Consider the following 12,417-nt stretch of genomic DNA (forward strand, 5'->3'; position numbering starts at 1 on the left):
GCTTAAAAGCGGATTTTCAGCGCAAATTGCGTCTTCATCGCCAGCAATGCTTCGGCATTGCCTTTGGCGTCGTTGACCGGGTGGTGGTCATGTTGGGTTTTGCGCAGGTGTTTAAAGTTCTGGAACATATCCCCCACCAGCCCCTTGTACAGCGACCCCATATTGGTGGAGCTGAAACCGAACGGGTTTTCACCCAGAAAGTGATGAAAATACCAGTTGATGAACTGCCAATCGAAACCGTTATTGTCCGAAATGAAGTGCGGGCGGTCTGTTGCTTCGCGCTTTAACCAATCGGCAAATCGGCGCATCACCACGGCAGGATCATCGAAAGCCAAGGTTTCTTCCCGGCTATGCCCACTGACGGCAAGCGCTTGCGGAATCCAACGTTCCGAAATCGGCTTGAGTTGCCCGTAGAAGGTGCGGCTCAAGGCCGGTTCGACGATGACCGCGCCGAAACTGACCATTGAATAATCGCCGGGAATCGGGCCGTCGGCCTCGATGTCCACCATGATGTAGCTCATCTTTTTTCCTTAAAAGAACAGCGCTACCTTTGCCTCTGCCCGGTACTTGTGCAGCAGCGGCTCGGTATAGCCATTCGGTTGCTCACGCCCTTTAAACACCAGATCGCAAGCGGCTTTGAATGCCACGCTCTTGTCAGCATTGCCGCCCATTTTGGTGTAAGTCGGGTCGCCTGCGTTTTGCGCATCAACCTTGCCCGCCATGCGCTTGAACGCTTCCATGACTTGCTCTGGCGTGCAAATGCCGTGGTGTAACCAGTTTGCCATGTGTTGGCTGGAAATGCGCAGCGTGGCGCGGTCTTCCATCAAACCCACGTCGTTGATGTCAGGCACTTTGGAACAGCCGACACCTTGGTTTACCCAGCGTACTACGTAGCCTAGGATGCCCTGTGCGTTGTTGTCCAGTTCCTGCTGGATTTCTTCTGCACTCCAGTTGGGGTTAGCTGCGACCGGAATGGTGAGGATGTCGTCGATGTTGGCACGTGGACGGCTTTTCAACTCTTGCTGACGGGCGAACACGTTGACCTTGTGGTAGTGCAGCGCGTGTAAGGCGGCTGCGGTTGGCGATGGAACCCACGCGGTATTTGCCCCAGCGAGCGGATGCCCGATTTTGGTTGCCAACATGTTTGCCATTTGGTCGGGGATTGCCCACATGCCTTTACCGATCTGTGCATGACCCGGCAGGCCGCATTCTAGGCCGATGTCGACGTTCCAGTCTTCGTAAGCCTTGATCCAAGCAGCAGTTTTCATGTCGCCTTTGCGGATCATCGGGCCTGCTTCCATTGAGGTGTGCATTTCGTCGCCGGTACGGTCAAGGAAGCCGGTGTTGATGAATACCACGCGCTCTTTGGCGGCGCGGATGCATTCTTTCAGGTTGACGGTGGTGCGGCGTTCTTCATCCATGATGCCGACTTTCAGGGTGTTGCGCGGCAAGCCCAGTGCGTCTTCGATGCGCCCGAACAGTTCGTTGGTGAAGGCGACTTCTTCCGGCCCGTGCATTTTCGGTTTCACGATGTAAACCGAGCCAGTGCGGGAGTTGGCGAATTTCGCGCTGCCATTGAGGTTGTGGATGGCGATCATGGCGCTCATGTAACCGTCCATGATGCCTTCGGGGATTTCGTTACCGTCTTTGTCGATGATCGCGGGGTTGGTCATCAAGTGACCGACATTACGCACGAACAGCAAGCTGCGTCCCGGCAGTACGAGTGTGGAACCATCCGCAGCGGTGTAAGTGCGGTCAGGGTTCATGGCGCGGGTGAACGTTTTGCCGCCTTTGCTGACAGATTCGGTCAGGTCGCCTTTCATCAGGCCGAGCCAGTTGGTGTAAATCAAGGTTTTGTCGACTGCATCGACGGCAGCTACTGAGTCTTCGCAGTCCATGATGGTAGTCAGTGCCGCTTCCATCAGGATGTCATTGACGCCAGCGGTGTCGCTTTTGCCGATAGCACCGTTGCGGTTGATCTGGAGTTCAAAGTGCAGGCCGTTGTTACGCAGCAAGATGGCGGAAGGTGCTTCTGCATCCCCGTTGTAACCGGCAAATTGGTTGCCATTACGCAGGCCAATGACGGAACCGCCCACGAGGTCAATGCGCAGTTCACCGTTTTCTACCCAGTAACGGCTAGCGGTTTTGTGTGAGCCGTGCGCCAGTGGTGCGGCTTCGTCGAGGAAGTTGCGGGCAAATTCGATAACTTTCGCGCCACGCACCGGGTTGTAAACCGTACCGGCTTCTGCGCCATCGGTGGAAGGTAATGCATCCGTGCCGTACAGCGCGTCATACAAGCTACCCCAGCGGGCATTGGCGGCATTCAGGGCGAAACGCGCATTCATCACCGGCACAACCAACTGAGCGCCTGCCATTTCGGTAATTTCAGGGTCGACATTTTGCGTCGTAACCGCGAAGGCTTCACCTTCTGGCAACAAATAGCCGATGTCTTGCAGGAACGCTTTGTACGTTGCGAAGTCGAACTTGCCTTTGTTGGCAACGTGCCATGCGTCGATTTGGGCTTGCAGGGCGTCGCGTTTTGCCAGCAGCTCGCGGTTACGCGGGGCGAGGTCATTGACGATGGCTTCCAGCCCTGCCCAGAAACGTGCGGTGTCGATGTTAGTGCCCGGCAGTGCTTGATTGTTCACGAAATCATGCAGGAGTGTTGACACTTGCAAGCCGCCAACCTGAATTTTATCCAACATTAGTCAAGTTCCTCACAGAAATAAAATGTAATTGTCGACATATCAGCTTATAACGCAAGATTCCTTACGGTAAAAATTGGAATTATCAATGTTTAGTATTGGCGGGGCATTTGAATCTAAACCGGCATTTGTGAGACTCTTAAGTCCGTCGATTTTGGTATGCCCCGTTAATGACAAAAAAGCTACTGACTAGCCTGTGTGTTTCCCTGTTTTGCGCTGTTTTGGCGCAAGCTGCCGCCGTGCCTGAAGATCAGGCGAGCCTGTTCCTGCAAGTGCGTGCTGACCTGCAAGCAGGCAAAGTGGACACGTTTGTCGCTTTGCCGCCCACGATGCGCCAATACCCGCTGTACCCATGGTTGGAATACGAATACATCAAGCAAAGCCTTGGCGGCATTCCCGATCAGCAATTGCTGGCGTTTGCCCTGCGCAACCCCGGCTCGCTGATGGCGGATGATGTTTATGCGGCACTGGCGAAACGGCTGACGGAAAAGCAGGATTGGCAAGGCTTGCTGAACAACATCCCTGCTGAGCTGGATGATACGGATGTGCTGTGTTACCGCACCCAAGCACTCGCCGCCACCGGACAAAAAGATGCCGCACTGGAAGTCGGTAAACAGGCATGGCTGGGCATTGAAAAATCTATCACACCCGCGTGTGCGCCTGTCACCGTGCTGTTGCGCAATCATGTGAAATTGTCCACCGAGGATTATTGGCAACGCATCCGTGTGGCTATCGACAAAAAACAAACTTCGCTGGCTGCACAACTGGCGGCTGACTTGCCCCCCGACCAGCAAGCCGCCGTCGCGTTGTGGATACAAGTGCGTAAAGACCCGTTGGCAAGCCTGCCAACGGTATTGCAGCAAGCAGACTCCCCTTATGTGCGCGAAATTATCGCTTTCGCACTGGAGCGCATTGCCAAAAAAGAGTCACAGACCGCCGAATCCACGTGGTTGGCAGCCCGCCAAAAATTCAAATTTACCCCGGCAGAATCCGGCAGGGTGGAAAGCGCCCTCGGCATGTATCAGGCATTACGCCACGACGCCGCAGCGATTCCCCGGCTGGTCAACATTCCTGCTGAAAATCGCACCCAAGACGGCAGCCTGTGGTTGGCGCGTATTGCTGCCCGCCAAAGTGATTGGAATAGCGTCTTGCAAGCCACCCAGCAACTGACTTTCGATAACGAGCGCGATGCGGCAGGTTGGAAATACTGGCAAGCCCGCGCTTTGGAACAGACTGGCAAAACCCAAGAAGCGGCTTCGCTGTACGCCAATATTGCCCCGCAAGCGACATTTTACGGTTTCCTTGCTTCTGACCGCTTGGGGCAAGGCTATTCTGGGCTGAATGATCCGCCGGTTGACCGCAGCCAACGGGTTGCCGGGTTGCAAAAGTTGGCAGCGATCCAGCGGGTATTTGCGTGGTTTGCGCTGGGCGACCGTGCCCAAGGGCGCAAGGAATGGTTCCGTACCCTCCAACAGATGGATAAGGACGGCAAGCTGGCAGCGGCAGAACTCGCTACCCGCACGGGCGACCCCAACCTTGCGATCTGGACGCTTTCCCGCTCGAAAGAATGGGGTGAAATCAACCTGCGTTTCCCGCTCGTCCACACCGATCTGGTGCAGGAACAGGCGCGGAACCAAGGTCTCCAACCTGCGTGGATTTTCGGGGTAATGCGCCGCGAAAGTGCGTTTGATGCCAATGCGGAATCGGGCGCGAATGCTTTCGGCCTGATGCAATTGATTTTGCCCACTGCCCGCGCTGTCGGGCGCAAATTGGGGCTGACCATCAGTAGTAAGGATGATGTGCTGCAACCAGCAACCAATGTCCAGTTAGGCAGCGCTTACTTGCGCGAAATGCTGGGCAAGTTTAACGGTAACTACGCGCAAGCCACCGCCGCTTACAATGCCGGGCCGGGGCGTCCGCCGCAATGGGCTCCTAGCTCGCTGATCAATGCCGACCAGTGGATCGAAAGTATCCCATTTACCGAAACCCGCGATTATGTGCAGGCGGTGATGACGTATACTACGATTTACGATTACAAACTTAACGAGGGAAAAGGCATCCGCCTGTCTGAGCGGTTGTTGCCCATAGCACCGAATGCACCACCGAAAACTGCCCAACCGTAAACTTACCCAGCAACGCGGCGTCGCCATCCTGACGGTATTGGTGGTGGTGGCGTTGGTGGTGACGTTGGCAGCGTTGATTTTCGCCCGCCAAAGCCGTGCGGTGCGTCAAACCGATAACTACCAATCGTTAGAACGCGCATGGCAATACGCTTTCGCCCTAGAGCAATTCGTCGGTATGGAATTGCAGCGCGACCAGCAAGACAATAAATACGATGCTTTAAGTGAGGGCTGGGCAACCCAGCTTCCAACCTTGCCGATAGAAGAGGGTAACGGCGTCAAAGTTGGTGAATTCAAAGGTAAGCTGGAAGACCTGCAAGCCCGTTTCAACCTTAATAATGTACTGGATGAAAAGGGTAAGTTGCGCACCAATGGCGAAGACCAGCAGTTAAAAGAGCTGGTGAAGTTAAGCAGTTTGCCATCCGGGTTTGCCGACACCATTATCGACTGGGTGGATGCTGATAGTATTATCCAAACGGGTGAAAGTGCAGAAAGTGATTATTATCTGTCAGGCGCAGTGCCTTATCGGGCGGCTAACCGGGCGTTTGCGGATGCCAGTGAGGTACGGCTATTACGGCTGGATATAACTGACCCCAAAGAAAAAGAACAAATGTTGGCGGACTTTTTACGGAATGCCACCGTATTGCCAGCCAAAACCTCGACTAAAATCAATGCCAATACGGCGACGGATGTGGTGTTGAAAGCCATTGGTTTAAGCCAAAATAGTGTTGATACCATCGCGGCGGCACGCACCGCCGAAACCCCGTATAAAACCACGGGCGATTTGTTTGCTGCTTTGGATCCAGTGGATCAAGCAAAACAGGAGCAACTGAGCAAGGTTTTGGATGTTGCCTCGCAATATTTTCGCCTGACCGGAGAAGTCCGTCTCGGCAGGGCGCGGGTCTATGTCAATAGCGTATTTTTTCGTGAAACCGGCAAGCCCATCCGTGTCATAATGCGCCAATTTGACCGCGTTAACGAACCAGAAAAAGACGACACAACGACTGACGATGCTAATACTACGCCTGCAAACACCTGATGACCCCGAACCCGCTTGGGCTTTGCTCAGTGGTGCATCCACCGAGTGGGCGCACGGTACGTGGGATAAACTGTTACCCTTAGCGCGGGGGCAGCAGCAGGTTGTATTGCTGATCCCCAGCCGTGAAGTACTGTTGACCCATACCACCATCAATACCCGTAACCAGCGCCAGTTAAAGCAAGCGATTCCCTACGCGCTGGAAGATGCCATCGCCGACGACCCAGAAAACCAACACATTGTCTGGCAAATGCGCGGTGATACCTCGCTGGTTGACGCAGCCATCATCGACCGTGAGCGCCTGCGTGAATGGGTTGCCGCCTTGCAAAAGCACCAACTCCGCGCCAACGCGATCCTGCCGGACGTATTCGCCCTGCCGTGGGAAGCCGACACCGTGACCCTGTGGCAGCAAGGTGAGCAGACGTGGTTGCGCACCACCGAACTGGGCGGTTTCGCCTGTAACAGCAGCGCCTTGCCTTTGGTGCTGGAGAGCCTGCGGGCAGGGCGCGAAACCCCGCAGCGTGTGCGCCTGTATTCCGACCAATCTAGCGCTTGGGCAGAAAGCGGGCAGTTTGAAATCATCCCCGAAATCCACGCCGAACAACTCCACGCCAGCAGCTTGCAAAGTGCGATGCCACTCAACCTGTTGCGCGGCCTGCAAGATGAAACCAATGCCCGCCTGCGCCAACAATGGCAACGTTGGAAACAAGCAGCAGTACTCGCGGGGGCGGCAATCCTCTTGGGGGCAGGCTGGTTCGGCACGGCTGCTTACCACATGAACCGGCAGGTGGCAGAACTCCATGCCGAAAACCAACGCCTATTCGCCGAGCTTTTCCCCAATGCCACTGGCAGCGTTGATGATCCGGCGTCGCTCAAAGTTTTGCTGGATTCAGAACTCGCAGCGTTGCACAAGAAGGATGGCAATGGCGGGGCAGGCAGCCCCTTGGCCTCACTTGCCAGCTTCGCCGAAGCCTTCGCCAGCAGCAGCGGTTTGACACTGGAAGACATCCACGCCCAAGCGGGTGAATTATCGGTTAACTTGCAAGCGCAAGACCAGCAGGCGGTCGACAAGCTGCGTGAAACCCTAGAAACCGCACTGGGCAAGACCATCGAACTCAAATCATCTCGCACCGCCGACACCATCAAGGCGAGCCTGACTTTAGGGGGCACGTCATGAAAGCATGGTGGCAAAGCCTGAACACCCGCGAACGCCGCTTGGTGACGATAGCTGCGGCATTGCTGGCAATGATTTTTTTGTGGCTACTCATCTGGAAGCCGTTAGCCCGCCACTACACGTTCCTGCAACAGGATTTGCAGGTAGCGCGTGATGCCAACCAGCAAATGCAGCAACAGCGCGGCGAAATCCTCAACGCCCGTGGTGCTTCCCCCGATGCTGCGCCGCTCAGCAGTGAAAACCTTTACAGCGCTGTGACCAACCTGTTAAAACAACACCAGCTTGATGGTGAAGGCAGCAGTTCCGACTCACAGGAACGCGACAAAGTGCGCATCAAGCTGACAGGCAAGCCTTTCGATGCATTGGCGCGTTTCCTTGACCAAATGGAACACCAGTATGCCGCCCATGTCTCCAGCATGACCCTGAAACCCGCCAAAGAAAGCGGATTGATTGACGCAGAAATTCTCTTACAACGATGAAAAAAAGTATTCTAATTCTCGCCGGGCTGATCAGTTTCCTACTCACCTCTTTGACACAATTACCCGCCCACTTGCTGACCGACCGTCTGCCTGCGGGTTTGCCGCTTACGCTGCAAGGTGTCAGTGGTTCACTCTGGCAAGGTTCTGCCAGCAACGTCTCTTGGCAACAGTTGCAACTGCGCAATGTGCAGTGGGATTTACACCTTTCTGCGCTGTTCAAGGGGCAGCTTGCCGCTGGGTTACAAGCGCAGTTGGAAGGTGGTGATCTCAAAGGGACGTGTGGTGTTACGTTTGCGGGCAAGTTGCATTGCCGTGAGCTGACGTTGACAGATTTGCCTGCACAAGCCTTGCAGCCGTATTTGCAAGGTTTCATGCCATTGCGTGGGAAACTCCAAGCTGACCTCGCCAGCCTAGATTGGGCGAAAAACACCCGACCTAACATCAGCGGGCAACTCGAATGGCAAGAAGCCGGGGTGCAGATGAACCCGCGAGCATTCGGCAATTACACCGCAGTCTTTAGTGTTGATAGTGCGGGTGTGCAGCAAATTAGCCTGAACTCTGCGCCTGAAGCCGCTTTTGCACTGGATGGGCAAGGCAGTGTGCAAGTTGATGGTGCGTATCAGCTTTCTGCTGGCCTCAGACCGAATGGCGCGTTGGATGAAGATATTAAGCAGTTCATGGCAATATCGGTTGGAATGCCACAAGCAGATGGCAGCTATCACCTTGAAAAGCAGGGAAATGTGGCGTTGTGATGCGACTTTGAGGATTGGCGCACCCGGCTGGGATCGAACCAGCGACCCTTGGCTTCGGAGGCCAATACTCTATCCACTGAGCTACGGGTGCATGAAAGACTGTGCATGATACCCAAGGAAGGGCATAACGTCTATCTGCTTAACTCATATCAACGCAAAAGCAATTTTTCTATTCAGATGGATGGTGTATATTAGGGACATTGAATATAATCCGCCGGTTTACACTTTTTTGACTTCTTAGATTCACTGATTTCCGGGCAAAAATGTCCGCCCGGTCTACAGGAGGACAATGTGGCTCACTCGACACCTAATGACCCTATGGCTAAGCCAATTTTGATTGGTGGCCTCGCCCTGATTGGCGCGGCTGTTTTTGTACTGGTTTCCAGCTTGTTCAGCACGATTGGGAAAAACTCAATCAAAGGTGCTGAAGATACGACTATGCAAGCAGCAGCGGCTGATGCGAACCTTGCTCCGATTGGTTCCGTCAACAAGGTTGACAAATCCGTGGTTAAAGCAGCCCGTTCTGGTGAGGCTGTTTATAGCGCTGTCTGTACTTCTTGCCATGGCGCAGGCGTGTTGGGTGCACCGAAAATTGATGATAAGGCTGCTTGGGCTCCGCGTGTTGCCCAAGGTTTGGACGGTCTGCTGAAAAATGCGGTCAATGGTATCCGTTCCATGCCAGCGCGTGGTGGTGATCCAGCGATTACCGACGAAGAGTTGAGCAATGCCATTGTTTATATGACTGGCAAAGCAGGTCATGACCTGTCTGGTCAAGTGAAAGCTGCTGCTCCAGCCGCTGCACCTGCTGCTGATGCGAAGCCTGCTGAAGCTGCTGCTCCAGCCGCCGCTGCCCCTGCTGCTGATGCAAAACCTGCTGAAGCCGCTGCCCCAGCCGCCGCTGCCCCTGCTGCTGATGCAAAACCTGCTGAAGCTGCCGCTCCAGTCGCCGCTGCGCCTGCTGCTGATGCAAAGCCTGCTGAAGCCGCTGCCCCAGCCGCTGCTGCTGATGGCGAAAAGGTCTACAAAGCCACTTGTTTCGCTTGCCACGATGTCGGCGTTGCGGGTTCCCCGAAATTGGGCGACAAAGCTGATTGGGGGCCGCGTATTGCCAGAGGTGCTGACGCGCTGTACAAGTCTGCCGTTGAAGGCCGCATGAACGTTACTCCGGGTAAAGTCATGCCAGCTAAAGGCGGCAACCCTTCCCTGTCTGATGCTGACGTTAAGGCGGCAGTTGATTTCATGGTGGGCAAAGCTAAGTAATCAGCCCTCGCTGGTTATTTTGATAGAAAGGCGCACGGGTTGCGCCTTTCTTGTTTGCGGCGCAATAAAATCCCGCTAGCATTGGGGTTCATGAATACCCGTACCGAATACCAATGGCGTGACCTGTTCCGGCAGGTACTCCTTCACCGTAAAGAATTGATCCGCGCCAACGGCGTTGCCATCCTTGCTGCCCTGATCAGCGTCCCGATCCCACTGTTGATTCCCTTGCTGGTGGATGAAGTGCTGCTGCACAAACCTGCCGCCATGATCGCATTGATGGATGGCCTGTTCCCACCTGCTTGGCATGGCCCGATCCTGTATATCAGTGGCATTACTTTGCTGACGATGGTGCTGCGCCTGCTGTGGCTGGTGTGCACGGTTTATCAGACCCGCGAATTTACCCTGATCAGCAAAGACCTGACCTACAGCATTCGCCGCCGTTTGTTGCGGCACATCGAAACCATTTCTATGACCGAATACGAAACGTTGGGCAGCGGCACGGTCAGCTCGCGCTTAGTGGTGGATGTGGAAACCCTTGATGCTTTCCTCGGTGCAAGTATCAGCAAGTTTATCGTCGCGGTCATGACGCTAGTCGGTGTCACCGTGGTGATGCTGTGGCTGCATTGGCAGTTGGCGCTGTTCATCCTGTTCCTCAACCCACTGGTGATTTTGCTGACCACTAAGCTCGGTTCTTACGTCAAAGATTTGAAAAAGCAGGAAAACAGTGCGTTTGAACTGTTTCAGCAAGCCTTGACGGAAACCCTCGATACCATCCAGCAAATCCGCGCCAGTAACCGCGCTGGTAGTTTTTTCAGTCGGGTTGCCGATCACGCGCAGGATGTGAAACTTCACGCAGGGCGTTTCGCGTGGCGCAGTGATGCGGCTAACCGCTTGTCATTTACCGTGTTCATTTCCGGGTTTGACCTGTTCCGCGCGGTCAGCATGTTGATGGTGGTGTTTTCGGATTTGAGTATTGGCGAAATGCTCGCGGTGTTCAGCTACTTGTGGTTCATGATGGGGCCGGTGCAGGAAGTGCTGTCGATCCAGTACAGTTGGTACGGGGCGCGTGCCGCCTTACAACGCATCAACACCTTGCTGGCGATGCAGCCGGAACCGCATTACCCGCACCTGCATAACCCTTTCGTGGGCAAAACCACGGTCAGCGTGCGGGCAGAAAACATTACCTTTGCTTACGGCAACAAACCGCCGGTGTTGAAGGATGTGAATCTGACCATCCAGGCTGGGCAGAAAATTGCGCTAGTCGGGGCAAGCGGCGGCGGCAAATCGACCTTCGTGCAGGTGCTGCTGGGGCTTTACCAGCCGCAACAAGGGCAGTTGTATTTTGATGGCGTACCCGTGACGGAAATTGGGCTGGATGTGGTGCGCGAACACGTCGCCACCGTGCTGCAACAGCCCGCGCTATTCAACGACACCATCCGCGCCAACCTGACCTTGGGGCGTGATTTGCCGGATGAAAAGTTGTGGGAAGCGTTACGCATTGCCCAACTCGACGACACCATCCGCGCTCAGCAACAAGGCTTGGAAACCATCGTCGGGCGGCAAGGGATGCGCCTTTCCGGTGGGCAACGCCAGCGCTTGGCAATTGCGCGGATGATCCTGTCCAACCCCAGCGTGGTGATCCTCGATGAAGCCACTTCCGCGCTGGATATGGAAACCGAGCAGAAATTGCATACGGCAATGGGTGAATTCCTCAAAGCGCGTACCACCCTGATCATTGCCCACCGCCTCAGTGCGGTACGCCAAGCTGACCACATTTTCGTGTTTGAGGATGGCGGGATCAGCGAGCAGGGAAACCATCAGCAATTGCTGGCGCAAGATGGCTTGTACCGGAAATTGTACGGCGAGGTGTAATTACCCGCCCGTGGCGCTCATGTGGCGGAAAATCACGGGTTGGGCAGCGTTTACATCGAATTCGTGCCCTTGCGGCTTGATCGACATCGACTGGAGCAAGGCTTCACGCACTTTGACATCATCGTCTGGGTTTGCCCGCAACACTTCGCGCAAATCCACCGAATGTTCTTGCCCCAAACATAGCAGCAAACGCCCTTCCGCCGTCACCCGCACGCGGTTGCAAGTGTCGCAAAAGTTGTGGCTATGCGGGGAAATGAACCCGACCCGGTAATCGCTGCCTGCCCGCCCGAAATAGCGCGATGGCCCGCCGGTATTATCCGCCACTTCCGCTAGCGCCATGTGTTGTTGCAAGGCGTGCAAGATTTCAGTGCTGGAATAATACGCCTCGGCGCGGTCGTGGCTGTCGATCACACCCAGCGGCATTTCTTCGATGAAGGTGATGTCCATGCCGCGCTGGTGGGCAAATTCCACCAAATCCAGCACTTCGTCATCATTACGGTGTTTGAGGATCACGGCATTCAGTTTAATGCGCTGGAAACCCGCCGCCAGTGCTGCATCAATCCCCGCGAACACTTTGTTGATGTCGCCCAAGCGGGTCAATTGCTGAAAACGTTCTGCCTTGAGGGTGTCGAGGCTGATATTGATGCGCGTGACACCTGCGTCTTTCAATTCCTGTGCGTAACGCGCCAGTTGCGTGCCGTTGGTGGTCAGGGTCAGGTCGTGTAAGCCGTCGAGTTGCCCCAGTTCGCGGAACAGGTGCAGGATGTTACGCCGTACCAGCGGTTCGCCGCCAGTGATGCGGATTTTGTGGACGCCAAGCTCGACGAACGTTTTCCCCAGCCGCGCCATTTCTTCCAACGTCAGCAATTGCTCGCGGGGGACGAAGGTCATTTCTTCCGACATGCAATACACACAGCGCAAATCGCAGCGGTCGGTGACGGAAAGGCGCACGTAAGTGACCTGCCGCCCGAAGCGGTCGACCAGCAGGCTATTTTCGGGATTGCTTGGTATCATGTTTC

The 12,417-nt window shown here is 55.1% G+C and carries 10 protein-coding genes and 1 tRNA gene; 7 read left to right on the top strand and 4 right to left on the bottom strand.

Annotated elements, in window-relative coordinates; all coding sequences use genetic code 11:
* Window positions 1-2: 2 nt before the first annotated feature.
* Together PHE17_RS01970 and PHE17_RS01975 are read right to left on the bottom strand one after the other, a co-directional pair.
* Complete coding sequence (locus tag PHE17_RS01970) at window positions 3-521, bottom strand: 3'-5' exoribonuclease (protein ID WP_301014131.1); 519 nt, start codon at window positions 519-521, stop codon at window positions 3-5.
* A gap of 9 nt (window positions 522-530) precedes the next feature.
* Window positions 531-2,705 (bottom strand): malate synthase G, encoded by a 2,175-nt coding sequence (locus tag PHE17_RS01975; protein WP_301014132.1) that lies wholly within the window; start codon window positions 2,703-2,705, stop codon window positions 531-533.
* A gap of 170 nt (window positions 2,706-2,875) precedes the next feature.
* On the opposite strand from PHE17_RS01975, the gene PHE17_RS01980 reads away from it, so the two are divergent.
* Genes PHE17_RS01980 through PHE17_RS02000 form a run of 5 tightly spaced genes read left to right on the top strand, consistent with a single transcriptional unit; the run spans window position 2,876 to window position 8,266 of the window.
* Window positions 2,876-4,828 carry a lytic transglycosylase domain-containing protein gene (locus PHE17_RS01980; protein ID WP_301014133.1) on the top strand — a complete coding sequence of 651 codons (1,953 nt, stop codon included), beginning with the start codon at window positions 2,876-2,878 and terminating at the stop codon, window positions 4,826-4,828.
* Entirely contained in the window at window positions 4,800-5,864 is a 1,065-nt protein-coding gene (gspK, locus tag PHE17_RS01985; protein ID WP_301014134.1) for a type II secretion system minor pseudopilin GspK, read from the top strand. The genes PHE17_RS01980 and gspK overlap by 29 nt, the downstream gene beginning before the upstream one ends.
* Window positions 5,836-7,038, top strand: coding sequence for a type II secretion system protein GspL (gspL, locus tag PHE17_RS01990; protein ID WP_301014135.1), 1,203 nt, complete (start codon window positions 5,836-5,838; stop codon window positions 7,036-7,038). The genes gspK and gspL overlap by 29 nt, the downstream gene beginning before the upstream one ends.
* The gene (locus PHE17_RS01995) at window positions 7,035-7,514 is read left to right on the top strand and encodes a type II secretion system protein M (protein WP_301014136.1); all 480 of its coding nucleotides are present in this window, start codon (window positions 7,035-7,037) and stop codon (window positions 7,512-7,514) included. The genes gspL and PHE17_RS01995 overlap by 4 nt, the downstream gene beginning before the upstream one ends.
* Window positions 7,511-8,266 carry a type II secretion system protein N gene (locus PHE17_RS02000; RefSeq protein ID WP_301014137.1) on the top strand — a complete coding sequence of 252 codons (756 nt, stop codon included), beginning with the start codon at window positions 7,511-7,513 and terminating at the stop codon, window positions 8,264-8,266. The genes PHE17_RS01995 and PHE17_RS02000 overlap by 4 nt, the downstream gene beginning before the upstream one ends.
* A gap of 15 nt (window positions 8,267-8,281) precedes the next feature.
* Here the strand turns inward: PHE17_RS02000 and PHE17_RS02005 are convergent.
* Window positions 8,282-8,357: transfer RNA gene (locus PHE17_RS02005), tRNA-Arg, on the bottom strand.
* A 200-nt stretch (window positions 8,358-8,557) separates the two neighbouring features.
* Between PHE17_RS02005 and PHE17_RS02010 the strand changes: the two genes are divergently transcribed.
* Together PHE17_RS02010 and PHE17_RS02015 are read left to right on the top strand one after the other, a co-directional pair.
* The gene (locus tag PHE17_RS02010; protein WP_301014138.1) at window positions 8,558-9,526 is read left to right on the top strand and encodes a c-type cytochrome; all 969 of its coding nucleotides are present in this window, start codon (window positions 8,558-8,560) and stop codon (window positions 9,524-9,526) included.
* A gap of 90 nt (window positions 9,527-9,616) precedes the next feature.
* The gene (locus tag PHE17_RS02015; RefSeq protein WP_301014139.1) at window positions 9,617-11,398 is read left to right on the top strand and encodes an ABC transporter ATP-binding protein; all 1,782 of its coding nucleotides are present in this window, start codon (window positions 9,617-9,619) and stop codon (window positions 11,396-11,398) included.
* On the opposite strand, the gene moaA is transcribed toward PHE17_RS02015, so the two are convergent.
* Window positions 11,399-12,412, bottom strand: coding sequence for a GTP 3',8-cyclase MoaA (gene moaA / locus PHE17_RS02020; RefSeq protein ID WP_301014140.1), 1,014 nt, complete (start codon window positions 12,410-12,412; stop codon window positions 11,399-11,401).
* Window positions 12,413-12,417 lie beyond the last annotated feature (5 nt).

Origin of the sequence: Thiothrix sp. (assembly GCF_028714775.1) — a bacterium.
In the GTDB taxonomy this organism is placed as follows: Bacteria; Pseudomonadota; Gammaproteobacteria; order Thiotrichales; family Thiotrichaceae; genus Thiothrix.